Below are 24,115 nucleotides of genomic sequence, written 5' to 3'. Positions count from 1 at the left end.
GTGCGGCGGGCTCGGGTGACGACGTCATGTTCAATTATCTTTCTCGTAAAACCTCTGCAAGGGCGGAACTGATCGCGTTTTCTTGAACGCCAGACACAATTTCACCATTGCTTTCCAGACACCGGCCACTGAACTTCTTCAGAAGTGATTGTTCTGCATCTCTGGCTTGATCTTCGTTTCCCATGGGCTGCGTCATGAGAAGACACCAGCTCAGTCCAGTCACCTCTGTCGCAATGGGTTTGTTATGTGCATCCACGCGATCTTGGGGGCAATGGGAGTAACCGATCTTGAAGGCAAGGATTTGCTTGCGTTCGTTCCGAAGCGCAAGAATATACACATACCAAACGTCGTGTTCATTGAACGTGCCTGAGTATTCTCCCTCGTGTTTGGGGGCAAGCTTGCTTTTTTTCTTCGCAAGTCGACCCATTCCTAGGAGAGTGGTTGGTTCAGCAACGGAAACTTCCGATTTCGACAAAGCAAGAAGTGGCTCCGCCGTCAATGCATCCAACTCAACTACTGTGTCGCGTGCTTGAAGGTGATGCCGTCCAGTCAAAGGGCCAACAAGGTCGGAAAAGAGATTGTCATCTTGATCAATCTGCCAGACTTTGAGCGGATGTAGAGCATAGGGAAAACGTTCAACGACGGAATCGTCGTGCCTTTCGGTAGGGAGCCCCCCTACATAGTCTCTCGTATTCACTTCCATGTCCGAAACCTGATAGACGCCAACGACGCGGCCCTTGAACTCCGGCGCGGTCGGGTCGGTTTTGGTACCTACCGTGAACACGATGTCTCCTTCGGACAACACTTTCTTTGCATGCGTTCGAGCGGCTTTGGTTGCGAAGGTCAGCGGCCAAGTCGGATCACCGGGTGCACCCCAAACATATGTGAAGAAGATTTTTCCAGCATGAGTATTCGAGGGCAGTTTGGTTGTTTGCGATTGTTTCGACAAAGCGTGTTCCCTCATTATCAACGCGATTTCTAGATCTTCTTCGGACAGCAATCCCGCCAAATGCATGCCTTGAATTACTTCCTCGTGCAGGTAACTACGGAAGGTCCTATCTGTCGTATTCTCAGATTTGTTCCAAGCCGAAATGATTGAGATCCAGACAGGTTTCCCATCGTAGAGGTGAGGATTAAGGTTGAACTCATCGCTAATTTTGTGACCCAGTCGACCATATAGAGCGTTCATCGGCTCGTAACTGTCATAGCCAACGTGACTGGCAAGGTCTCCCATGCTGACTTTGCCGCGCATGGCATGGTAAATCAGAGCAAGTTCTTCCTTGTCACTTAGATTGGCTTCGAAGTAGCTGGCGTAGTCTTCCGCTTCGGCGATTATGGGGGACGTGTGTCCATGCATCTTGCTGCCTGCTTTCAAAGACAGGCGCAGGTGATAAGGTGCAACTTCTTCGAAGAGTATGATGTCTCCGATCTGAGCGCCTGACTGTTCGAAGAGGGTGTGCACGAAACCGCGAGCGTGGAAGAATGAACGCACCACACCTTTTGTGGTTGTTGGAACATAGGTGTCGACCGTCTCACTGTCATACTCCAACGTGATCAAGTGAGTGGCCGGATTGTCCTTTGTGCTCCCGCCAACAATATCGTCGGGCAATTCGTCCCGAAATGGTGTGATATAAATGTGGTTATTTTTCAGGTTGCCTTTAGTAAGAGGCTTGCTCTCAAAGATTCTCATGACTTCTTCCTCCTGCCGCGCTTGGGTTTGGGTGCTTCAGCGCGTTCAGCCTTAATACGGTCGAGCAGGGCGGAGGCGGGTTCGTCGTTGGGGTCTTGCGGGACCAGTTCTCCACGAAAGGCCCTGGCGAGGATGGTTTCATCTAGGCGATCCGTCAGCGCCAAGGCGCGTGCCGCTTCAGCGGCCAGCTTGTCGATCTTTGCGAAGGCAGTCTCAATGCGGCGGACGATTTCTTTTTGTTCGTCCACTGGGGCAAGGCTAATATTCAAAGCCCGTACCTCTGGGAAGTAAATGGTTGTATGAGTAGTGCCTTTTCCGAAATTCCTAATGTCTTGGCCTTCCGCCATTAATGCATACATGAGAAATTTAGGATCGAGGGCGTCTGTGCATGTCCATGTTACAAAATCCTGACTGGTTGCCATCGGCTTACCCATAATGGTCACATAGCCAACAGATGCAGTTCGTGAAAGGCAAACTGTTCCCTCAGGAAGCAGACGTGCCGATGAGTTGGCTAGGCCATCATCGTTCGTCTTCTGCATCGTATCCATTATCGTTTGGCCGTGATGCAATCCCGCATCTTTGATCCCAATCCACGGGATTTCTCCATCCCACCATTCTGGATGTGACCGGCTCGGAGTGTGCCCTGTTTCCTGTTTTGCGACACGGTTTAACGATGTCCATAGCCAGCCAGATGGCGGCGTGCGAGAAGGTTGGTTTACGGAAAGAGCCGCCTTCCCATCTATAACTGTATCGGTAGCTGTGCGCCCACCCCTCGATCTATCAGGCTCAGGGGTTTCATCCACCAATTGCTTAGCACTTACTAATGAAATTGATTTACGCCAGTCCGCTGTCAAATGCCCTAAATATGCAAATTGTAGGACGGCCTGTTTATAGCGTTTGGTGAGGGTTTCGATGCGGGAGAGATGGTCGCGGGCGCGGGTGGATTTCGCACCCAAGGCATCCAGCTTCCCCACAATCCGCTTCTGTTCGGCGAGAGGGGGAAGGGGAAAGAAAAACTGTCCTAAACTCTTGGACGATAGGTTTGGCTGTGCGACCCCATTCGCAAAAACCTCAATCATTGCAGAAGGTATGGGGCTTCGAAAATAATAATCTAAATAGCTCTTTTCGATATTTCTATTTGGCCGAACAATAACCAAAGAAGAAGCGATTGCCCCTTTGTCAATCTTGTCTATGTAAGCGAACTTGCCCAGCGACCCGCGCAAGAAAAACAAAAAGTCTCCACTCCTCAGTTTTCCCGAGCCCAGCTTTTCGAAGTTTTCCTCCGGAATGTAATTCATAGATTGCCAATCAAGGCGGCCATTCTGGAAATGACCGGCGCTCACCATAGGCACACCCTTTTCTACAAACGTCTTTCGGCCTGGATAGTTCTTCCCCCGATCTCCGTTTTCGAAATCAGACACCTCACCCAACTCAGTCTCAACCCACCCCTTCGGCAGCTCACTCATTTTGCCACCTCCGGCTCTGCTGCCAACTCGCTCTCACCAAGCTCGGTGCTGAGGGCTTCGATTTCGGTCATGGCGGCTTGCAGGTGCTCCAGAATGGATGCGGCGATGTCTTCCGGCTCGGTCAATCCGTCTTCGGCTTCCTCTTCGGCTTCGCGCAGCCAGGAGATGTCGAGATTGTCGCCCCGCGCTTCGATTTCCTCACGGGTGAAACAGCGCCAGCGGCCTTCCTCGCCCTGATCCTTACCCCGCTCATGGCCCAGCGGATCGCTGCCAAAGGCCTTGATGAAATCCTCGAAATGGCTTTGCGTCAGCTGGTTGGTCTTGCCGAATTTGGGCATCTGGGCGCGAAGGTCATAGACCCAAGTCTCATCGGTGTTGTTGCTGTCACTCTTGCCACGGGTGAGGAAAATGACATTGGTCTTTACCCCTTGGGCATAGAAAATTCCGGTGGGGAGCCTCAGGATCGTGTGCAGATCGCACCAATTCATCATCATTTGCCGCAGGGCTTTACCGCGTCCATCCTCGAACAGCACATTATCCGGCACGACAATCGCCGCCCGACCGCCGGGCTTCAGCGACCTTATGCAATGCTCAACGAACGGAAGCTGATAGGATGAGACATTCGCGGTGATGGTCAGGTCATCGCGGGTCGGCGCTCCACCCGCCGGTCCAAACGGCGGGTTGGTCAGGATCAGATCGGCTTTACCCAGCCGCTGCCCTTTGTCGGACAAGGTATCTCCCAGATCCACATGGTCGCTATCGATATTATGGAGATAGAGATTCATCAGGAGGAGACGCAGAGTACCCGGCACATTCTCCATGCCGTGGAATGCATGCTTTTTCTGCCAGTTTGCTTTCTCACCAAGATCGAAATAATCGTCAGTCTGTGCCCGCATATAGCGATCAGAGGCAATCAAAAAACCGCCCGTTCCCGACGCCGGATCTTGAATGGCTTCGCCCGGTTTTGGCCGCATAAGCTGTACGAGGATATCGATGAGCACACGTGGCGTGAAATACTGCCCAGCCCCACGCTTGGTTTCTTCTGCGTTCTTCTGTAAAAGACCTTCATAAAGATCACCAAACTGATCGCGATCCTCGGAAAACCAGTCCAATTCGTCGATGGCGGTGATCAGTGTCGTCAGATTCTGTGGTTCACGAACGAAGGTGGAGGCATTGTCGAAAATCGCCTGTACCATGCGCGGCAATCCGCTTTCTGGATCGCCCAGCTTTGTCAGGGCCTCGCGGTAGACGCGCAATTTCTGCAGGGGCTCTGCCTTGACCAGCGCTTCCCAACGATAGTCTTGCGGAATGTTGCCTTCCTCGCGTCCGCGCTCCTTCATCATCTTCAGGAACAGCAGATAGGTCAGCTCCGTCACATATTGCTGATAGGTGATGCCGTCCTTGCGAAGAACGGCACATAGACGCCAGAGTTTCTGGACGATGGTATTGGCATTCATATTGGAACCGCTTCCTGATGAGAGTATTCTGCAGCTGGTATAGCGTGGGTTGGATGAGTCGAACAGGCTTGCGCGTGTTGCGTTGTAGCGAATTCATTTGAGAAAGTGAACGCGTTATGCTTTGCAAACGCTGCCTCACGTACTCAAATGCATGCATGAATCCATAAGGATGCAACACGTGTTAGGCGGCTGTTGTCCCCCAGATGGCTTCATTCATTTGCTGCAGGACATCACCCAATTGATCATCGAACTCTTTGGAAATGCGCTGATAGCCGCCCTTGTCGGCAAAAACGCCTTGATCCAGCAATGTCGGGTCGGCCACAGGTTTGTCCTTGAGTGCCCGTCCGATACGCCGCAGCCAGTCTTTCTGGCGTTTCGTCCAATCACGAGACTTTTCGATCTTCAAGACAGCAGATTCAACGCGATCCCGATAGGGCACCAGAGGATCCCCCAAAGCGGCTTGCCTGACAAACCCAATGATATGGGCGGCAATGTCGGCATTTCTGGCCTTGCCATAGGCGGCGCGGAGCAAGGAGTCGGAATAGTGATGTTCATCTAGAAGCCCTGCCAATTCAGCCAATTCCTTACGGGTAAGGTCTCGTGGTTTCTGCGTGACGGCAATGAGGGCCGGAACCGTGTTCATGTTTTCCCGCACATAGCGTTCAAAGCCTTCGATATAGTCTTCCGGCTTGGTGTTCTTGCCAAAAATTTCCTCGATCCGCAGGAGTTCGTCGTCATGATGGGAAATGGTCACATCATCGCCGGAGCGACCGGACTTGACGGGTGTGCGTTCTAAAAGTTCGACAGCGCGGGGGTGGTCCTTGAGCCAAGTGACCAGTTCATTCCCGGTCTTAAGCGCCAAATCCTGCACCGTATCCTCAGGCGGTTGCCCTGTGTGGTTCTTGAAGCTCTCTTTCGTTTCCTCATCGACGCGACCGGCTAGATTGCGCATCTTCACGATCACTTGACCGGCAACCCAGTCTTTGTCCTCATCATCCACTGCATTGAAGAGATCGGTCACCAACTGGCCGAGCGAGACATTCGGCTTGACCACGACAGGGCGCATGTCGGACATCTCCTGCAATTCTGCATAAAGGTCGACCGCGTCATAGATAATGAAATGCTGTTTCTTGATCTCGGGGCAGAGGCGTGTCGCACGACCAATCATCTGATCATAAAGGATCCGGCTTTTTACACGGCGCAAGAAAACCAGATTGCAGATAGACGGCACGTCGATGCCGGTAGTGAGCAGATCGACTGTGACCACGTATTTCGGATTGGCGTCATTCTTGAACTTAAGGATCAGGTCTTGGGGCTTATCAGACTTTCCGGTTATCTTCTGCACCATGCCTGCTGGAATTTCATCGCTGCCATATTCGTCCTGCAACTCCTCGATCAGCAGCCTGACAACATCATCGGCATGATCGTCTCTCGCTGCAAAGATTAAGGTTTTGCCAAGACTGTCTGGCGGTATCTCTCTCGCCAGTGCCTGACAGACAGCCCGGTTAAAGTTCTCCGAATAAACTCGCCTGTTGAACTGAGAAAGATCATAGTCAAGGTCGACTTCGTCCGGCAGCTCGAAGAGATCCAACTGTCCGGTCTTTCGGTCCAATATTTCCACCTCTTCGCCACCATCAAAATGGATCCCCGCTTCGGCCAAAGCCGTCGTGATGCGCTTTGGAGGCAGATGGTCGTTCAGATAGCCTTCAACGACCGCCTGTCTGCATCCGTAGTGGTAGACCGGATGACCAAAGATTTCTCGGGTGTGCAGGGCAGGGGTGGCCGTTAGGGCAATCTTGGTTGCGTCAAAATAGTCGAGCACTTGGCGATAAGCGCTCTGATAGTCTTCGAGATTGCGGAAGACAATGTCGCCTTCGCGCAAGTCTGCGTTGAGCGTATAACCCCTGTGCGCTTCATCCACGATGATACAGTCATATGTGCCAGGTGTCGGGCGCAAGGATATATCGCCTTCTCCCTCGATCCGGGCGATCATTGATTGAACGGTAGCGACCTGAACTCTCTGTTCTCTTCTGCCCCAAACCAGCAACGCCATAGATCTGGGCGAAATTCAACAAGCCTTCCAGTTCTGTAGTCTCCAAGGCGTCCTCGGTCTGTTTCCCAAGGGCTTTCCTGTCGACTAGAAACAGGATTCTGCGAAAGCGGGAATGCTTGAGCAACCTGTACATCAATGCAATAGACGTTCTTGTCTTGCCAGTGCCGGTGGCCATTGAAATGAGAATGTCTTTCTGTCCCCTCTCAATCGCACCTTCGATGGATTGGACAGCCTCTTCCTGATAGGGACGCAGCTTGCCCTTGCCAAAGGCCTCTTCGGCCAACCCTTTTGCGGCTGCATCGACATTCGTTTCGAGCTTTTGTTTCAGGTCTTGTGGTGCAAACCATTGTGAAAGGGCGTCTGGCTGATTCTTGGCGCTTCGCACATCCCAATGCCAAATCCCAGACTTGGTTTTCCATTGGCGGATATAGGGCCGCCCATTGGTCGCGAATATGAATGGTACACGGTAGGGCTCGTCTAGTCCGTGTTGCCATGGGGAATCGACGACCCTGTGTTCAGGATCAAGTTTGATGCTGCGGGCATAGCGTTGCGCTTGCGCCAATACTCCGGGTACGTCAACGGATTCCCGCTTGGCCTCAATCACTCCGATACATAATTGGCCTGTGAATAGCGCATAATCAACCGGTCCAGATTCAGTCGGCCATTCTGCAATTGCGATATTGCGACCACTCTCCGGGCGTGTGCCATTCTTGTGAGTAAGGGTCTTGGTATCTGCCTCCCAGCCCATATCCTGAAGCTGGGCATCAATCAAAACTCGTGTATCTTGCTCATCGAGGATGAGCTTTGCAGCAGCATCCCTTGCTGCTTGATGACGTTCTCGGTGAACTTGCTCAGGTTCTGCCTCTGCTAATTTCTGGAGCTCGGAGAGCTTTTTCGCCATAGCAACGGCTTCAGCTTCCTGTTCGGCTGCAGTTTGCTCCCAAACGGCACTTTCCTCGGTTGCCTGCTTGGCCATTTCTTCCAAGGCTGCCTGGGTCTTCTTCAGCTCATCTGCCTCAGATTTGGCCTCAAGCAACGCTTGTTCCTTTGCGAGCACCTCCGACCGGAGATTTTGCAGATCCGCTTTTAAGGCTACACTTGCATCTTCTGGGTCTTTTGGGGGGACAAACGGTCCTGGCTTGAAACTCAGATCTTTCCCGAACGACCAACGATACCACACGCCAAGTGACCTGCAGAATTTTAAGGCTGACAATGCATCTCGAGATTGCCCTTCAAACTCATGGACTGCTTTGTTGCCGAGTTTGCGAACGGCATGAAAAACGCTGGCGACTTCGGAAGGCAAAACTTGCTGTGCAGACAGACGTCTTAAAAGATCATGAGTGGTCACCTTGTCCTGCTCATCGTACAAGCCATATATCGCCGCAACCTCTTTCGCCATCAGCTCCATGAACTGACGGCTTTTGATGAGGGACGTATTAGCATCCTGACTAAAGAAGCGCTCGGACAACACGCCAAGTTGATGAAGTTGGGTACTCAATGGTTTAAGGTGATCAAAATTCGTAGAAGCCATGTCTATAATCGTTTCGAAATATTACGTTCATACAAAAAACCTATTTTACTTTGCAGGGCATTTGCAACTTAAAAGATTAGTGGTGATGAGAGCGTCGTTTGGAATGCTGTCGTGAGGTCAAGATCAGAGTTCATGAAACTGAACCACCACCAGCTGAAGCTGGTGGGATCAACAGAAACATTTGAAACTGTTCTTTCTTAATAGAGCGCCTCTGACGCAGATTTGGTTTTCTCTGTCCGTCTGGAAGGCGGAGGGTTTACCCCAAATAGTGGAACCAAATATTGTGTTTTGCAGATGTATCATAAGCTCAAATAAGTTTTTGCAAAACCAAAGCAGTCCAGACAAGACAGCCCCTGCTTAGATGACGTCCATATCGAAGGGTAGGGCCACACGCCCCATATGAACAGCCATTTCAGCCAACCTGTCATCAAAGTTGGACTGATCGGGAAACGCCCCATAAGTCCCATGCACATCTGTTGCGTGGCCAACAATGTGGCGTTGAATATGTTCAGGCACCGCTCCATTGCGCATGCGGGCAGTATATTCATGGCGAAGCGAATAGACCGTGGATTCTTTTGTGCGCAGTTTGTTGGCCAAAAGGAAATTATTTGCTGCATTACTAAACGAATTCCCTTTGTCATAATATCGCAAAAATCCTTCCGGGTGCCGCTTCACAGCTTCCAGCGCAATGCCGACAAGAGGAACCGCCCGCACCCTCGCATTGGTTTTAACTTTGTTCTTTCGTTCTCCTGTGAGTGTTGGCTGGATAAGTATATGTGGTATCGGATAACCAAGACAGATTTTTTCTACCGTTAGATGCAAAACCTCTTGCGCACCGCATCCTGTTTCTAAGAGAGTGTAGAGGACGCGGCGAAGGTCTTCATTTGACCCAGTCAGTCCCTTGCCTTGTAGCCACTTGTCACGAAGAATCGCGGTCGGAAATGTTACGCGTGCTTCAGTGGCATCTCGAACAGATTGTTTTTGCGGGGTTGGGAAGTGTTTTTTAGATCATCGAACGGATTGTCTTTCTTGCGTCCATGTTGATCAGTCCAATTGTTTTCATCCGCATAACACTGCCAGATATAATGAAGGTCCTGAATCTCTTTCAGTGCTCCCGCTCGGGACAGGGCTTTTTTTCCTTCTTCTGGCCTATGGATCAGCTCAAGTCAATGATCCTTGAATAAAACGGCCTGAGCACGTGTAATTCGCTCCAAAGGCACGTCGCCAGCCAAATCAATAAAACGCTCCACAGCGCGTTTCTTAGGGTTCCTATAGTTCTTTTCCTGAGCTGCAGACATACCCGACATGTGAGCTGCCGCAAACGATCCAAAGAACCTGTCGAGAGCTTCAGATATTGCCATCAGCAGGTCTTCTGGCTGGTTATGGATACCCATTGATGCAGTTATAAACTGCGTAGGATCTTCAAAATTCGATAAAACGGAACCGATAAGGTCCGTGTTTCGTATCACTTTTCGATAATTCTCAGCAATGTCTGAAGGCAGTGTCTTTAGCCATACTTCGAACCTTTGCAACATGCCTTCAGGTGGTCCAGAAAAAATCTGTTCTAACTGCTGCTGGTAAAGGTTGTGAAGTGCTAGTCCTGCTTTTCCTTTCGGAAGACTACTGAGATCTAAGGACACTTTTTCGGTATTGAACAGCGCCATGATATTTTCGCTAGCAGCAGCAAGTTCATCCTTCGACTGGTACCGACTTTCAACCGCCCGCAAAGAACGCCAAAATTTGTCATCCGAGTCAACGAGTACATCACGTCGAGACATGGCTATGTCGTAGTTTTTTGTCTTTAAAGATTTTTGAATCGGATTAGAACGTGGATCAAGATGCTGAACATCTTTGGGAACCAATCTGGTGTAATAAAGAATGCCACGATTCTTGGTAATATATTTTAATTCTCTGGTGCTTCCCATGTCTTAAACGACCCATTTCCTATTGCATTCCTATTGCGTTTTCTATTGCAATAGTCTCTGCAACTCAATGGCATTGGCTCATTTCTGCGAAAAAGGGGCCTTTGAAACTAATCAAAGGCCCCTAATTTGGCTCCCCAGGCCGGACTCGAACCAGCGACAAAGCGATTAACAGTCGCTTGCTCTACCAACTGAGCTACTGGGGAAAACTCTGCGTCTGGCACTTGTTAGCGCCCCGACGTTGGTGAAGTGGTTTTAGTTCAGAGAACACAGATTGCCAAGCCCTTTTTTTTATCTTTCTGTATCTCTTGTGGAAGAGTTGAAGAGTTTGGCGGGTTTGCCTCATTTTCGAGAATGTGGATATTCGTCATTTAATACCTATCTAAAAATCCACACGGATGAGACAACCTGATAGAACACCAAAATATACCCTTCTCCCATGGCTTTAATAGTCCAGTTTCCAGGGGTTCCAACGAATCTATGATCAAACCCAAACGAGATATAAAGCTGGGACCATGGTCCATTAAAATGCCGGGATCTGCGCTAGCAAGACAGCTGCTTGGTATTGTGCTGGTGATCGGCGGCATTCTCGGGTTTTTGCCCATTCTTGGCTTTTGGATGGTACCACTGGGCCTTGTGGTCCTATCGATCGATTTGCCTTATCTTCGCAAACATCGCAGAAAGTGGGAGATAAAGCTCGAGAAGAGGCGCCGTGATAAAGACGCACAGCCTCCATCGGATCAAACACAGGACGACGACCCCGCATGAGTATCCAACCACCCAACACCACTCTGATTATTGGGGGCGCCCGATCCGGGAAAAGCAGCTTTGCTGAAAGCCTGTGCGAACAAAGTGTTTCAAACCTCATCTATATTGCCACGTCACCCAGATTTGATGACGATGCCGAAATGGTTGATCGAATCGAACAACATCGCGCACGGCGCGGCCCCCGCTGGCACGCAATCGAAGAACAAATTGCTTTGACCGACATCATTCAACGCCACGATGCGCCTGACAATGCGATCCTGATTGATTGCATGACCCTCTGGTTGAACAATCTGCTGTACCGGAAGCTGCCTCTCGATCAACAATTTGCGGCACTTGTTGCCGCACTCAAGGGCACAACAGCAAAAATTGTTTTGATATCAAATGAAGTCGGGCAGGGCGTCGTACCATCCACCTCGGAAGGACGTCATTTTCGCGACCACCAAGGGCGACTCAATCAAACACTGGCCAGCTGTTGTGATCGAGTGATCGAAGTGAAGGCAGGCCTGCCGCTACAGCTCAAGCCAATCAATCAGCCTCCCATTAAGCTCTAAGTCCATCCCCGTGACACATCGTTACGATCAAAGCCTAAGAAAGAACTCAAAATGCCTGCCATCATGTTTCAAGGAACCGGCTCAAATGTTGGAAAATCCATGCTGGTGGCCGGTTTTTGTCGGTATCTGAAACGTCAGGGCCTCAAGGTTGCACCATTCAAGCCGCAAAACATGTCCAACAATGCTGCAGTCACCCTAGAAGGCGGCGAGATCGGGCGCGCACAAGCGCTTCAAGCCTTGGCCTGTGGCTTGGAACCCAGCATCCATATGAACCCCGTGCTGCTAAAACCTCAAAGCAACATCGGGTCTCAAGTCGTGGTACAGGGAAAATCCATTGGACAAATGATGGCGCGAGATTATGCCGCCAATAAAAAGAATCTTATGGGCGCAGTGATGGACTCCTATAACCGCCTGAACGCCGATGCGGACATCGTCGTTATAGAAGGAGCGGGCAGCGCATCTGAAGTCAATCTCCGGTCCGGAGATATTGCCAATATGGGATTTGCTCAAGCCGCTCAAACGCCGGTGATTCTAATCGGGGATATCGACAGAGGCGGCGTCATTGCGTCTTTGGTCGGCACGCAACGGATTTTGTCATCCGAAGACCGAAAACTTGTAAAAGGTTATGTCATCAACAAATTTCGCGGCGATGCCAGCTTGTTCAAGTCAGGCCTCGACATCATTACCAATGAAACACATTGGCCCGATTTTGGTGTCCTGCCTTGGTTTGACGATGCCGCGCATTTGCCTGCCGAAGACAGTGAAGATTTGGCCAGAGACGCAGCATCCAACAAAGACGGTGCCTTGAAAATTGCAGTGCCGGTTCTCCCGCGCATCGCAAATTTTGATGATCTGGACGCTCTGCGTTCTGATCCGTCAATCGCGGTCCATATGGTGCAACGAGGACAGGTCATTCCAGCGGATACAGACTTGATCATCTTGCCTGGCTCCAAAACCACCATAGCAGACTTTGAGGCCCTAAAGACCGAAGGCTGGGATGTGGACATCAAAGCGCACGTAAGACGAGGAGGTTACGTTCTGGGCCTGTGTGGCGGCTACCAAATGCTTGGCCGCACGATCCATGACCCCGAAGGCGTTGAAGGGGCCAAAGGATCGTCCTGCGAAGGATTGGGGTTGCTCAATGTTGAAACAGTGATGGCTGGTGAAAAAAGAACGGTTCAAGTGCAAGGCCGCCACGTCGACAGTGACCTTCCTATGCATGGTTATGAAATTCACATCGGCAGCAGCGAAGGTGTAGACAGAGATCGACCACTGTTCGTCATTGAAGGAAAAAACGAAGGCGCACGGTCAAAAGACGGCCGAATTATGGGTAGCTACATTCACGGACTGTTCAATCAAGATGAGTTCCGACGCCGTTTTTTGCAGGGACTAGGCCTCCAGTCAAGCAACCAAGCAAGCACTCACTCTTATCATGGCATGGTCGAAGACACACTGGAGGCGCTTGCTGACCACATATCACAGCATTTGGATGGTGATGGATTAATGGAAGTCGCAACCAACGGCGTTTGATAGCAAACGATTAGACCATTGGCGCTCAATAGCTCACCAAAGCAATGGCAATGATGATCATAAACTGAACCAGACAAGACGAACGATATAGCCTCAGGGCGTCGTCAACCTCAGCCGCCCCAACATCGCGTCGCCCTCTTGCATTCACAAATGGCTCGTCAACCATCTCTGTACCATAATAGCGTGGACCAGACAGTGCGATATCAAGTCGTCCTGCCATTGCAGCTTCTGGCCAACCAGCATTGGGAGATCGATGACGCGGTGCGTCTTTGGCAATGCCACGCCAAATCCGGGCAATTGTTTTTTCCTGCTCGGCAACCCGAGACCGAAAGGGAGACAGCAGCAACAACCCCATAGTCAAACGGGCAGGGACCAAATTGACACCATCATCCAGTCGCGCAGCAGCCCATCCAAAGTGCAAGTAACGCTCTGTTTTGTGCCCAATCATGCTGTCAGCGGTATTGATGATTTTGTAGATGACAAGGCCTGGCAAACCGAGCAGCGCCAGCCAAAAAATCGGAGCGACAATGCCGTCGGAAAAGTTTTCTGCGAGGCTTTCGATGCTGGCCCGAGCAACCCCCGCACCATCAAGCTTTTCAGGGTCACGGCCAACAATCATAGAAACCGCTTTGCGTGCCGCCAGAATATCGTCACAGGCCAATGGATCTTCAACCGCTTTTACATGCAAATAAAGGCTCTTTTGCGCAAGAAGCGTAGAGGAAAGAAGGGCAAGAACCACCCCGCCCAGAACCCCAAAAGACAGCAACAAGCTTTGAACAACCCAACTCAGAGCCCCGCCTGCGGCAACAAGAAACACCAGAGATAACAAACCTAATAATCTGCCTGATTGTGCAGACTGTGTTTTGGGTTGGTTGAAGCGTGTTTCAAAGCGCTCTATCCATGCTCCAAACCACACCACAGGGTGCGGCACCCGTCGCCAAACCCAGTCAGGCTCGCCAAAGATGGCATCCAACGCAATCGCAAGGGCGACAACAAACAGAAAACCACCGCCAAGCAAAATCACCGCTGCAAGACTTTTTCTAGACTAGCGTCCAAGCGATCAAGTGATTTCTTGTCGATAGGAATACCAAATCGAATGAAGTCTGTTCGATAGTCAAAGACACGGGTCCAAATATGCAACTCGGCCAATTTGCGATGGAGCTCGCGCGCATCTTCCTTGATAACCAATCGAAACAACGGTGTTCCACCCGCGATATACAGATTGCGCTTTTCGAGAACGCGATCCAGCTTTTCAGCCCGCTCTGCCATTTGCTTGCGCTGTTGCTGCTGCCACTTGCTATCATTGAGGGATTCTGTCCCGACGCGCAAAGCGGGGGTAGAAACCGCCCAAGGACCCAACATGTCCCGAATCTTGCTCACATGACTTTCATGCCCCACGAGGAAACCGAGCCGGATGCCAGACATCCCGAAAAACTTACCGAATGAACGCAGCACAACGCAATTGGGCATAGAACCCAACTCTGAAACAACACTCAGCTCAGGTACCACATCAGCAAAAGCTTCATCGACAATAAGCAGACCGCGTTGCTTTTGCAATTTGGCAGCCAATTCAATCAAATCTTTAGCAGGCAGCTGTCTGCCGTCCGGGTTGTTTGGATTCACAATCAAAAGGCAATCGCCAGGGAAAAACTCCTTAGGCAACTCTTGTACCATGGCCACATCCACGCCAGCACGCGCCATAGCCCGTTGATGTTCACTGTAGGTCGGGCCCAAAATAAGGCAGCTCTGGTTTGTTCCGAGCAGCACCGGCATAGCCTGAATAATGGACTGTGTACCGGGGGAAGCCACAATGGAGACTTCATCAGGTACGCCATATGCTTTGCGTGCTGCTGCCAAACATGCGACCAAATCACCTTGGCTGGGTAGGGACGCTATTGCTTCAAACGCAGCATCCTTATCAAATGGATAGGGCGAATGATTGATGCCACTGGACAGATCAAGCCAGTCTTCGCTAGACCCGCCAAAACGAGCGATAGCTGCAGAAAGGTCTCCACCATGCATCATAATTTTGTCGTCACTCGCAACCATTTTTATATATCCATTCTCTCAAATATGTCACGCTAGGACATAGACCTTTTATAGGAATGAAGCAATTCCAAAGCGTTTTAAATTGGGAATTTTGATCGACTTCGAAGCCAATGCACAAGCGCATACCCTATACCAACGTATAATAACACACAGAATACAAAGAATGCCGATTCTCGGCTCGCGTTGCATCCAAAGTAGGTGAGTTCACAGCAAACCATGACAATTGAAAAAATAATTGCAAAAAACGGCGCTTGGCTGGACAAAAGACGCACCGGTGATTTACGTGCCGCGCGCCAACACAAAGAAGCCTCCCTTGCAATCGCAAGCCAGTATCGCGCATTTGAGCGCATCAGAAGCCGACTGTTCAAAGGCAGCATCATACCATCCGAACTAAACCCGACCGAGGCCTGCATTATAGAAGCCTTAGAGAATGCCGGATTGGCAGGTCGCACATCAAACGGTGCGGTCAGGGCAATGACAGCAGACTCTCGCCGCTTTATAACAGGCGGCTGGCTAGAAGAAATTTCCTGTTTGGCGGCGCTGGAAGCTGGCGCCGATGAAGCTTTATTTGGACAACAAATAAAATGGAAAATTGATAGCTATTGGGGAGAAAATGAGATTGACGTGATTGCTCGTTTCGGGGACCGTTTGGCATTTTACTCTTGCAAAGCCTATAGCGCATCCTTCCGTCGCTCCAACGACAGAAATCGCAAGAAACTGATGGAAGCGTTGCATGAAGCCGACAATCTTGCGGATCATTTTGGTGATGACACCACATTCGTTGGCTTGATCCTCTCAACAGACCTCTATGACGAATATGCCAAAAAGCCCAAATACGAATCCCTGTTTGGCAAGGCGCGCGCCCTAAATGTGCACTTGATCACACTCGAGCATATCAAATGGGATCGATTGGTGTCTGCGATGGCCGTGCCATCCCTAATAGGAGATATTGAAACGCCCCCAGATATGTAGAAATGAGTAAGAAAACCATTCAATATAAGCACTTGGCTAGCGAATTTGTTTGACTTCCTAACCTCTTAATTGCGTAATTCTAACAAGTGAGTGGATAATTTTGAATGCATTGATTAGTATTCTATAACCAAGAGGAAAGGGATAACCGTGGCCTATCAAAATGAATTGGAAAGACTGCGGGAATTAGAAAAATACGCAATATTGGACACCAGCTCGGAAGAATCCTTTGATCGCATTACCCGCATCGCTCAAAAAATTATGGATGTTCCAATCGCGCTCATTACTTTAGTCGACGAAAAGAGACAGTGGTTCTTGTCTAAACAGGGCATAACGTTTGATGAAACTCCCCGTGAAATTTCATTCTGCACCCATGCGATTCAAAAAGACCAACCATTTATCGTACATGATGCGACGCAGGATGAGCGCTTCAAACACAACCCTATGGTTACTGAAGCCCCAAATGTGCAATTCTACGCGGGCATTCCCCTCAAATCAGCTCTTGGCTATAACCTTGGTACTTTGTGCGTCATTGATACAAAACCGCGCGATATCAGTTTGGATGAAATCGATATCCTCCGCGACTTGGCAAGTATCGTCATCGATGAAATTGAACTTAGGACAATCGCAACACAAGATTTCCTGACCGGCATGCTTAGGCGCCAAAGCTTTATGCTGAAAGCGAACCAAGAAATGCTGCGGGCTATCCGCTATGACACCAATTTCAGTATCATCGCAATCGATATAGATCACTTCAAATCGGTCAATGATCGATATGGACACGCAACGGGCGACCTTGTTCTACGGAAAATCGCCGATATTTGTAGATCCACCCTGAGAGAGATCGACGTACCAGCTCGGTTTGGAGGCGAAGAATTTATCATCCTACTGCCTCAAACAGATCAACATGACGCTATGATTGTAGCAGAACGCATTCGTAAGATGATTGAAAAACTGGTTGTGGAAGATTCGGGAAACACTGTGACCGTCACCACCAGCCTGGGCGTGGTGGATAGAATCACATGCGGAAAAAATGACATCAATTCGATCTTGAACATGGCAGACGACAGGCTCTACGAAGCCAAGGCTAATGGCAGAAACACCATTGTACCTATCATTGGCCAATGTGATTCCAGTAATTGAAATCAACTATATAGTGACGATAGCTTGAGCCAAACAATCAGGAAAACAAGCTGTCAGGCTCGGTTTACTGCGCGAAACGATGGCGAAAGAATACCAAAACGCGACCGCCAAGAAGTGTCGTAGCGGAAGCAACTGAAACAATTTTTGGGGAAGAAATTGGAGGCTCGAGCCGGAATCGAACCGGCGTGGACGGATTTGCAATCCGCTGCGTCACCACTCCGCCATCGAGCCATCCTTTACGTGTGGTGCATGCTCAATAGCAAAAGGCTTGGCCGCGCTCAAGTCAATTTCCACCAGTATCCGAAATTTTTATGTACATTGTTTAACAGTTACCGAAAGACACCCCCTCAATCGTCGAATTTGTGCCAACAAACCTTGCAACTCTTCGGGCGCAACGATATGCACAGAATGAAGATGTCTTTCACTGCATAGGGCAGGGCACTTCAAAATTCCAAGGCACAAGGGTGCGGACAAACCGCATATAAACTGAGGAAATCTTAGATGGGCGAATATAAAGAAGCTCGGCAGCAGATGGTTGATACGCAAATTCGGACCACAGACGTAACAGCGTATAATGTGTTGGAGGCTTTCCTCAAAGTGCCTAGGGAGTTATTCGTTCCTGCTTCATTGCGGACTTTGTCCTATTCAGACGCGGATATCAAAATTTCAGACTCGCGCTCAATGACCCAACCGTCTCCATTAGCAAAATTATTGCAACTGGCAGATATGAACAAAGATGATCTGGTTTTGATCATCGGGTCAAACACCGGTTATTCAGCAGCCTTGGCGTCTCAATTGGCAAACACTGTGGTAGCAGTTGAAAACACTGAAGCGTTGGCAACAAAAGCAGAAACCATTATTTCAGATCTGGGATATGACAACGTTGCCGTCATCTCAGGCGATCTTGCGGAGGGAATGCCTTCAGAAGGGCCCTATGACGTGATTTTTATCGAAGGTGCCGTTGAAGAAATACCGCAAAAATTGTTGGACCAGTTGAAAGACGGGGGACACCTCATCACCGTCGATGGCGCTGCACGGCGGGCCGAAGCGATTAAGATTCTCCGAACCGGCGATCATTTTTCGCGCATGTCCGCCTTTGATACCAATGCACCGGTTCTGCCAGAATTTCGAAAACACGTTTCATTTGATTTTTAGCCATTCTGGAGTGGCCATTGGGTTACCCACAAAAATATACATCAATGTATGTAAATTGATCCAAAACCGTAACTTTCACGGTTTTGGGGCGTAAATCACCGTGTGATACGCACTTTAACGAAAATTAGGACAAAATTGCGCGTTTCTTGTGGTTTTATTTTGTTGCGAGAAAGCCTCATTAATAACTTTTTAACCAAATCACCAAAAGCAAACACTAGGCATTCCGATCACTTCAGACTATGTTCCAACGAAAATCATAGCGTAAAGACGGTCCATCACGATTTTGCGGACTGTTCATTTCTAGGAGTATTGGGCGTGGCTGGCCTTAGAAAATTAACATTGTGCGCTGTTTCTGCGCTGCTTTTGAACATAAATTCGGCGTCAGCCGAAAATCTGACTCAAGCACTTTCGCTGGCATACAGCAACAATCCAACACTCAACGCGGCCCGTGCAGGATTGCGCGCTACGGACGAGGGTGTTCCTCAAGCAATGTCGGGCTATCGCCCTACGATATCTGCAAGCACATCAGCCAGCCGCAGTTGGACCAATTACGACTATCTTTCAGGCACCAGCCGTAACTCTCAAGCCACAACAACCAGTCTTGGACTTCAGGTCCAACAAATACTATATCGCGGCAACCGTACTAAAAATGGCGTAAAGCAAGCCAAAGCAGCCATTGAGGCAGCGCGCCAAGGGCTTAGGACAACCGAACAGACGGTCCTTTACGATGTCGCATCTGCCTATATGGACATTCTCCAAAATCAGGCAATTCTTGAACTTCGCAAACAAAATGTAGCCTTTTTGCAAGAACAAGCCCGTTCAGCTCGAGACAGATTCGCCGTTGGCGAGACCATTAGCACCGATGTTAGCCAAGCAGAAGCCCGCTTGTCAGGCGCTGTTTCTGAGGTTAAAGCAGCGGAAGCCAGCCTGTCATCCAGTCGCGCGACTTATCAAATGCTCGTTGGAAAAAAACCGGGAACCCTCAAAGCAGGATATTCGGTTGATAAGCTTTTTCCCAAAAGCTTGAACGCTGCCATCAGCCAAGCTATGGCAAAGCATCCTGCTATCTTGTCTGCAACATATAATGTCGATGTCGCTCAGCTTTCAGTTAAGCTCGCTGAAGGGGAATTGTTGCCGACAATTTCTGTTACAGGAAGCGCCGATCGTAACTGGTCCAATAACGCAAGTAACGACCTGCATGGTGCCACAAATAGCGCTTCACTGACCGGTTCAATCAACATTCCAATTTACTCTGGTGGTGCAGTTCATTCCAAAGTCCGCCAAGCCAAAGAGACATTGGGTCAACGCCGCATCCAGCTAGACCTCGCCCGCGATCAAATTCGTGCCAATATTATTGCATCGTGGAGCTTGTTACAGGCAACAATCCCGCAAATCGAGGCAGCTCAAGCGCAAGTGAAAGCGTACCGTCTGGCAACGCGTGGAGTGATCGAGGAACAAAAAGTTGGACAACGCACATTGCTTGATGTTCTGGATTCACAAGAAGATCTGATCTCCGCTCGTATTGCTCTTGTCCAGGCTCAGCGCGCACGTATTGTCGCATCTTTTAGCGTTGCCTCTGCAATTGGCAATTTGTCTGCCGAGAACTTAAAGCTGCGTGTTCAACGCTACGATCCAAAAGCACATTATACAGCTGTTCGCGATAAATGGATTGGCCTGCGCACCCCAGATGGTCGATAGAATATCGGCATCCATATTCCGACGTTAAAAGGCCCGATTTTTGATTGGGCCTTTTTTGTCACCGTTTTGATGTGCTGCGACAATAAGCGCAGATACAAAGAGTGCATCTGTTATGCAGGGCCAGAAGGGGATTGCGGGGAAATTAGGTGTTGAAACCCTCCCTCCACACCTCTTTCAAGCTTTTTTACGTTACGGATTTCAACAAATTGGCAAAAAGCCTATAGTGATTAGACGACCGAATCACGTTCGCGGCGGAATGCGATTTGATCGGTTACCTGTTTGTCAGTAGTTTCGGGTGAGGCCATGTCCAATTCAAGTGCAGCTCAAGAACCCTCTATGGAGGAAATCCTAGCGTCGATTCGCCGGATAATTTCCGATGAGGAAGCTGCAATAGGTGATGAACCGGCCCCAGCAGAAGAAGCAATGCCGGACGGCAATGCTGAGCTTAGCCAAGACGACCTCGACGCACTTTTTGATACGCCAGCGCCTGCTCCTGTAGAGGAAGAGCCAGTCGAAGACGACATGGCCGCGGCAATGGCCGAAATGGAAGCGCAAGAAAGCGAGCCGGAACCAGAACCAGAAGAAGATGTTTTGGATCTTCAAAGCGAGTGGCAAGAAGCAGAACTTGTCGAACCTCGAGATGATGATCTTGTTTTCGCTGAAGAGGCCAAGCAACCTGAACCCGCACCAGAACCAGTCGCTGCAATTCAAGAAGCTCTGCATAGGACTCTTGAAGAACAGGTGCCTCCGATTCTAAAAGCAAGCATAGAGACAACACCGACGCCAGATGGTCCGTTGCCTGAAGTGAATCGTGGAGCACGTCTCGTTTCTGATTCCACTTCCGACGTCGTAACCAACGCATTCGGCGATTTGACCCATACAATTCTGTCGCAAAATACGCGCACCATGGAAAATGTGGTTGAAGATATGCTGCGCCCAATGCTGAAAGCGTGGCTTGATCAGAATTTGCCCATCATGGTGGAACGCTTGGTCCGTGCAGAAATTGAACGAGTGTCTAGGGGCGAGCAGCATTATCGCTGATCGCCCGCACCAACCTGACCAAACAAACCTCCCACCCCTCATATTGTGTATTTTTTCGTTAAATATACACTCAAAGCGGCAACTTAGACCCATATGGGCTGCTAATGGTTGACAGCTGTGAGGGAGAATGGGATTTACACCTTTACCCGAGATAGTTTGCGAACCATGCCTGCTCCTTTCGCGAGCCAAGGCTGGATTTGGCGTCTGAGAGACAGATTTGCAGGCATCCAAGCCGAGCGATCTGCGAGATGGAAGTGCAATGCTGGAAAAAACATTCGATGCAGCGGCCGTTGAGCCGCGCCTTTATGAAGCGTGGGAAAAATCAGGTGCCTTTAATGCTGGCGCTGGTAAAAAAGACGGGCAGGATAGTTTCTGCATCGTCATCCCACCACCGAATGTAACCGGTTCCCTTCATATGGGCCACGCCCTGAACAATACATTGCAAGACGTAATGATCCGCTACCATCGGATGAATGGCAAAGACGTTCTTTGGCAACCGGGAATGGACCACGCCGGCATCGCGACGCAAATGGTGGTGGAGCGCCAATTGGCTGCTAACAATGAACCAGGCCGTCGTGATATGGGTCGCGAGGCCTTCCTTGAGCGCGTTTGGAAATGGAAAGACGAGTCGGGCGGAACTATTTTCAACCAGCTTCGCCGCCTTGGCGCATCAGCAGATTGGTCCCGTGAACGCTTCACGATGGATGAAGGTCTGTCCAAGGCCGTTCAGAAGGTCTTCATCGAACTTTACAATGAAGGCTTGATTTATAAAGACAAACGTCTGGTCAATTGGGACCCGCATTTTTTGACCGCCATTTCCGATTTGGAAGTCGAGCAGAAGGAAATGAACGGCCACATGTGGAACCTGTCTTACCCAATCGAAGGGGAAGAGGGGCGCACCATTACAATTTCGACCACCCGACCAGAAACCATGCTTGGCGACACTGCCGTTATCGTTCACCCTGATGACGAGCGTTACAAGGATCTGATAGGTAAAAACATAATTTTGCCTCTGGTCGGACGCCGTATTCCGATCATTGCTGATGATTATGTCGATCTAGAAACGGGCACAGGCGCAATGAAAGTGACGCCAGCGCACGACTTCAATGACTTTGACATCGGTAAGCGCCACAATTTGCCAATGATCAACATCATGACCCGTGAAGCCAAAATGTGGCTGAAGGATAACGAAGATTTCCTCGACGGCATTGATGCATCCAAAGATCTGTTTGAAACAATCTCGGCTCTGGAGGGTGTGGATCGCTTTAAAGCACGCAAGATTGTTGTGCAAATGTTTGAAGCCCGCGGTCTGCTTGCAGGCATTGATGACCATGTCAATATGACTCCGCATGGCGATCGTTCAGGCGTTATCGTTGAGCCCTATTTGACCGATCAATGGTTTGCCGACGCGCAAACTCTGGCCAAACCAGCAATTGCGTCTGTGCGCGAAGGCCGCACCAATTTTGTGCCTAAGAATTGGGAAAAAACCTATTTCGATTGGATGGAGAACATCCAACCATGGTGCATTTCGCGCCAGCTTTGGTGGGGTCACCAGATTCCGGCATGGTATGGACCAGATGAGAAGGTTTTTGTTGCTCACAATGAAGCCGAAGCTCAAGAACAGGCCAGAGCCCATTATGGCAAAGACGTTGAACTGGTCCGCGATGAAGACGTTCTTGATACGTGGTTCTCATCGGCATTATGGCCATTCTCAACCCTTGGCTGGCCAGACAAAACCCCTGAACTAGACCGTTACTATCAAACGGATGTCTTGGTCACGGGTTTCGATATTATCTTCTTCTGGGTAGCCCGCATGATGATGATGTCGCTGCACTTCATGAAAGAAGAGCCGTTCCACACTGTCTATGTCCACGCGCTTGTACGTGACGAGCACGGCGCCAAAATGTCTAAATCCAAGGGCAACGTCATTGATCCACTGGATCTGGTTGATGAATATGGTGCGGATGCGGTTCGTTTCACCTTGACGGCAATGGCCGCGCAGGGCCGCGACATCAAACTCGCCACCAATCGTGTTGCCGGATATCGCAACTTCGGCACCAAACTGTGGAACGCCACGCGTTTCACACAGATGAACGGCTGTGCACGTGTTGAAGGCTTCGATCCCCATACGGTCAAGGAAACAGTCAATCAGTGGATTGTGACAGAGCTGGCCAAAACCGCGAGCGAAGTGTCCGAAGCCATCGAGACCTATCGTTTCAATGATGCGGCCAATGGTCTGTACCGGTTTGTCTGGAATCTTTATTGCGACTGGTACATAGAGCTTTCCAAGCCGGTTTTGCAAGCCGAAGACGAAAGTGACGCAAAAACCGAAACTCAGGCTTGTGCGGCTTGGGTGCTCGATCAAATCTGCCTGCTGATGCACCCGCTTATGCCGTTCATTACCGAAGAATTATGGGCTGAAACCGGCAAAACTGGGCCCTCCCGTGATGGTTTGTTGATCACCGAAAGCTGGCCAACCTACGACATTGCGGATACTGGAGCGGCCGACGAAATCAACTGGTTGGTTGATACCATCACAGCGATCCGCTCTGTTCGCGCCGAAATGAACATCCCGCAATCGACCAAATTGACGCTCGTATTTGTTGGTGCTTCAAAACAAACCAAAGAGCGCCTTGCGGCTCAAGACGCAGTTCTCAAACGTGTCGCTCGCTGCGAGAGCATCACCACCTCGCAGGAAGTGCCTCAAGGGTCTGCGCAGGTCGTCGTTGGCGAAGCCACCATTGCTTTACCATTGGCTGGTGTGATTGATTTGAGCGCAGAAAAAGCCCGCCTAGAAAAAGAGATCGACAAGATCTCCAAAGTGGCGGCTAAATTCGAAGCCAAACTTGGCAATGAAAAATTCATTGCCAATGCACCAGATTCGATCATTGCCGAACAAAAATCCAAACTGGCCGAACAGAATGCCTTAAAGGAAAAAGTTCAGGAAGCCCTCGATCGAATCCTCGGTTTCATGCAAGCGTAATCGACGCTATCACGAAAATACAAAAGCCCCGCTAGAGCATTCTAGCGGGGCTTTTTACTACTGTTGAAAATGTTGAGCGCTTCAGAACGGTAGCCCCAACGCATAGAAA

General features: G+C 49.9%; 18 protein-coding genes and 2 tRNA genes. 9 read left to right on the top strand and 11 right to left on the bottom strand.

What is annotated here, in order from left to right; all coding sequences use genetic code 11:
- Nucleotides 1-34: 34 nt before the first annotated feature.
- From C0081_RS10345 to C0081_RS10315, 8 genes are all read right to left on the bottom strand, one after another.
- Nucleotides 35-1,690 carry a GIY-YIG nuclease family protein gene (locus C0081_RS10345; protein ID WP_101533696.1) on the bottom strand — a complete coding sequence of 552 codons (1,656 nt, stop codon included), beginning with the start codon at nucleotides 1,688-1,690 and terminating at the stop codon, nucleotides 35-37.
- Nucleotides 1,687-3,156: a restriction endonuclease subunit S gene (locus C0081_RS10340; RefSeq protein ID WP_101533695.1), complete on the bottom strand. Its 1,470-nt coding sequence runs from the start codon at nucleotides 3,154-3,156 to the stop codon at nucleotides 1,687-1,689. Before C0081_RS10340 ends, C0081_RS10345 begins: the two co-directional genes overlap by 4 nt.
- Nucleotides 3,153-4,613 (bottom strand): class I SAM-dependent DNA methyltransferase, encoded by a 1,461-nt coding sequence (locus C0081_RS10335; RefSeq protein ID WP_101533694.1) that lies wholly within the window; start codon nucleotides 4,611-4,613, stop codon nucleotides 3,153-3,155. Before C0081_RS10335 ends, C0081_RS10340 begins: the two co-directional genes overlap by 4 nt.
- A gap of 181 nt (nucleotides 4,614-4,794) precedes the next feature.
- Entirely contained in the window at nucleotides 4,795-6,606 is a 1,812-nt protein-coding gene (gene hsdR / locus C0081_RS23700; protein ID WP_280952866.1) for a type I restriction-modification system endonuclease, read from the bottom strand.
- Nucleotides 6,545-8,197 (bottom strand): DEAD/DEAH box helicase family protein, encoded by a 1,653-nt coding sequence (locus C0081_RS23695; RefSeq protein WP_280952865.1) that lies wholly within the window; start codon nucleotides 8,195-8,197, stop codon nucleotides 6,545-6,547. The genes hsdR and C0081_RS23695 overlap by 62 nt, the downstream gene beginning before the upstream one ends.
- A 357-nt stretch (nucleotides 8,198-8,554) precedes the next feature.
- Entirely contained in the window at nucleotides 8,555-8,794 is a 240-nt protein-coding gene (locus C0081_RS10325; RefSeq protein ID WP_146006436.1) for a site-specific integrase, read from the bottom strand.
- A gap of 569 nt (nucleotides 8,795-9,363) precedes the next feature.
- Nucleotides 9,364-10,122 (bottom strand): DUF6538 domain-containing protein, encoded by a 759-nt coding sequence (locus C0081_RS10320; RefSeq protein ID WP_101533692.1) that lies wholly within the window; start codon nucleotides 10,120-10,122, stop codon nucleotides 9,364-9,366.
- A 127-nt stretch (nucleotides 10,123-10,249) separates the two neighbouring features.
- Nucleotides 10,250-10,325 (bottom strand) — tRNA-Asn (locus tag C0081_RS10315).
- 274 nt (nucleotides 10,326-10,599) lie between these two features.
- On the opposite strand from C0081_RS10315, the gene C0081_RS10310 reads away from it, so the two are divergent.
- Genes C0081_RS10310 through C0081_RS10300 form a run of 3 tightly spaced genes read left to right on the top strand, consistent with a single transcriptional unit; the run spans nucleotide 10,600 to nucleotide 12,968 of the window.
- Nucleotides 10,600-10,887, top strand: a complete 288-nt coding sequence (locus C0081_RS10310) for a hypothetical protein (protein WP_101533691.1) — start codon at nucleotides 10,600-10,602, stop codon at nucleotides 10,885-10,887.
- Nucleotides 10,884-11,438, top strand: a complete 555-nt coding sequence (gene cobU, locus C0081_RS10305; protein WP_101533690.1) for a bifunctional adenosylcobinamide kinase/adenosylcobinamide-phosphate guanylyltransferase — start codon at nucleotides 10,884-10,886, stop codon at nucleotides 11,436-11,438. The genes C0081_RS10310 and cobU overlap by 4 nt, the downstream gene beginning before the upstream one ends.
- Nucleotides 11,439-11,489: 51 nt before the next feature.
- The gene (locus C0081_RS10300; protein WP_101533689.1) at nucleotides 11,490-12,968 is read left to right on the top strand and encodes a cobyric acid synthase; all 1,479 of its coding nucleotides are present in this window, start codon (nucleotides 11,490-11,492) and stop codon (nucleotides 12,966-12,968) included.
- A gap of 25 nt (nucleotides 12,969-12,993) precedes the next feature.
- Here the strand turns inward: C0081_RS10300 and cbiB are convergent, their stop codons facing one another.
- Nucleotides 12,994-13,992, bottom strand: a complete 999-nt coding sequence (gene cbiB / locus C0081_RS10295; RefSeq protein ID WP_245417910.1) for an adenosylcobinamide-phosphate synthase CbiB — start codon at nucleotides 13,990-13,992, stop codon at nucleotides 12,994-12,996.
- Nucleotides 13,989-15,017 (bottom strand): threonine-phosphate decarboxylase CobD, encoded by a 1,029-nt coding sequence (gene cobD, locus C0081_RS10290; RefSeq protein WP_101533688.1) that lies wholly within the window; start codon nucleotides 15,015-15,017, stop codon nucleotides 13,989-13,991. The genes cbiB and cobD overlap by 4 nt, the downstream gene beginning before the upstream one ends.
- A 216-nt stretch (nucleotides 15,018-15,233) precedes the next feature.
- On the opposite strand from cobD, the gene C0081_RS10285 reads away from it, so the two are divergent.
- Nucleotides 15,234-15,989, top strand: a complete 756-nt coding sequence (locus C0081_RS10285; protein ID WP_101533687.1) for a Card1-like endonuclease domain-containing protein — start codon at nucleotides 15,234-15,236, stop codon at nucleotides 15,987-15,989.
- A gap of 147 nt (nucleotides 15,990-16,136) precedes the next feature.
- The gene (locus C0081_RS10280; protein WP_101533686.1) at nucleotides 16,137-17,129 is read left to right on the top strand and encodes a sensor domain-containing diguanylate cyclase; all 993 of its coding nucleotides are present in this window, start codon (nucleotides 16,137-16,139) and stop codon (nucleotides 17,127-17,129) included.
- Between the two features lie 157 nt (nucleotides 17,130-17,286).
- Here C0081_RS10280 and C0081_RS10275 read toward each other — a convergent pair.
- Nucleotides 17,287-17,360 (bottom strand) — tRNA-Cys (locus tag C0081_RS10275).
- A gap of 270 nt (nucleotides 17,361-17,630) precedes the next feature.
- Here C0081_RS10275 and C0081_RS10270 point away from each other — a divergent pair.
- From C0081_RS10270 to C0081_RS10255, 4 genes are all read left to right on the top strand, one after another.
- Nucleotides 17,631-18,284 (top strand): protein-L-isoaspartate O-methyltransferase family protein, encoded by a 654-nt coding sequence (locus C0081_RS10270; RefSeq protein WP_101533685.1) that lies wholly within the window; start codon nucleotides 17,631-17,633, stop codon nucleotides 18,282-18,284.
- A gap of 315 nt (nucleotides 18,285-18,599) precedes the next feature.
- Complete coding sequence (locus C0081_RS10265; protein ID WP_245417909.1) at nucleotides 18,600-19,982, top strand: TolC family outer membrane protein; 1,383 nt, start codon at nucleotides 18,600-18,602, stop codon at nucleotides 19,980-19,982.
- 303 nt (nucleotides 19,983-20,285) lie between these two features.
- The gene (locus tag C0081_RS10260) at nucleotides 20,286-21,023 is read left to right on the top strand and encodes a PopZ family protein (protein WP_101533684.1); all 738 of its coding nucleotides are present in this window, start codon (nucleotides 20,286-20,288) and stop codon (nucleotides 21,021-21,023) included.
- Nucleotides 21,024-21,282: 259 nt separating this feature from the next.
- The gene (locus C0081_RS10255; protein ID WP_101533683.1) at nucleotides 21,283-24,006 is read left to right on the top strand and encodes a valine--tRNA ligase; all 2,724 of its coding nucleotides are present in this window, start codon (nucleotides 21,283-21,285) and stop codon (nucleotides 24,004-24,006) included.
- The last annotated feature ends 109 nt before the right edge of the window (nucleotides 24,007-24,115 follow it).

This window comes from Cohaesibacter celericrescens, assembly GCF_002866925.1.
GTDB classification, from domain to species: Bacteria; Pseudomonadota; Alphaproteobacteria; order Rhizobiales; family Cohaesibacteraceae; genus Cohaesibacter; species Cohaesibacter celericrescens.
Note: the sequence above shows the minus strand (reverse complement) of the source record. Positions and strands in the feature narration are given on the sequence as shown.